Annotated in this window: 1 protein-coding gene; it reads right to left on the reverse strand. The window is 56.5% G+C overall.

All coding sequences use genetic code 11. The features are described from left to right. Positions 1 to 4 precede the first annotated feature (4 nt). A complete protein-coding gene (locus AC1RMD_RS31195) occupies positions 5 to 1015 on the reverse strand; it encodes an IS110 family RNA-guided transposase (RefSeq protein WP_492932751.1) in 1011 nt (336 codons plus the stop codon). Between the last annotated feature and the right edge of the window lie 215 nt (positions 1016 to 1230).

Genomic DNA, 1230 nt, shown 5'->3' on the forward strand with positions numbered 1-1230 from the left:
GGGGTCAGATACCGTCTTGAATGGCAAGCCCTTTCGGTAGGTAATTAGCATCGAAAGGCTTGTCATTGTGTATCACCCCATAAATTAAATGGGCCAATTTGTGCATGACTGCCCCGATCACGGCTTTCTTTGCCATTCCGGTGGCGGCAAGTCGGTCGGCGAATCGACACAGGATGGGGTTATGGCGGCGCGCTACCAGGCTAGGCATATACAGGGCGGCGCGCAATGCGGTGTTACCGGTTCGACTGATGGTCGTTCGTCCCCTCACGGAGGTTCCTGAAGTGCGTTGCTTGGGCGTTAAGCCAAGGAAGGCGGCGAAGGCTTTCGCACTGCCAAAGCGGCGGATATCACCTAAGCTTCCCAGCACTTTGGCCGCTGTGGTCGTACCTACGCCGGGGATCGTGGTGAGCAAATCCGCATCGTGCTTGAGGCGGGGATGGCGATCTATGTGATCGTCGATGTCACTTTCGAGCCTCTCAATTTCCGTGCTGAGCCAGGTGACATGCTGCCGCACATGCTGCGCCACCTCGTCCATGCCGCCGATGGCCAATGCTTCCAACCGGTTTTCTTCCTGCTGGCGGATATCCTTCAAGGCTTGAACGCGCTGCGACCACGCCCGCAACTGGCGCTGTTCCAGCGGTGGTGGATTCCAAGGCGCGGGCCTCATGGCTGCGCAGTAGCGCGCAATCAGACCGGCGTCGAGGGCGTCGTTCTTGTTGCGGATATTTTCGCTGTGGCCAAAGCCTTTGATACAGGCCGGGTTCGCCACGCTTACCATCAGGCCAGCCGCATGCAAAGCAAGCGCCACTGGCTCAGAATAGACCCCAGTCGCCTCCATGCAAACATGCAAGGCCGACAGTGGCACTTTGGATTTTCCCAGCCAATCGAGTAGTGCCAGGTGACCTTCGGCGGAATTTTCCAGCACCTTGGTCTTCGTCTTCCCATTGACCAGCAGTGCAATATCCAACTTCTTCTTGCTGACGTCGATACCTACCGCTGCGTATATCGTATCCATTTTTTGACCTTCCTCGTATGCAGGCTTACGCGTTGACGCGATGGCCCAAGATACCGTTCGGACTTATCAAATGAAACAGGCAGAGGCACCTATCTGACCCACGTGCTCCACGGCACTAAGTCTGATCAGCGTCACTCCGCCTGGCCGCACCTACCTCCTTATTATCCGACGGAGATGCGGTATGCTCAATATACGAAGTCTGACATTCGGACACG

The sequence above is a fragment of the Duganella sp. GW822-FHT06D06 genome (assembly GCF_058799615.1).

Excerpts from the sequence above, each read along its gene's own strand:
- AC1RMD_RS31195 (WP_492932751.1), bottom strand. The coding sequence starts at position 1,015 with ATGGATACGATATACGCAGCGGTAGGTATCGACGTCAGCAAGAAGAAG.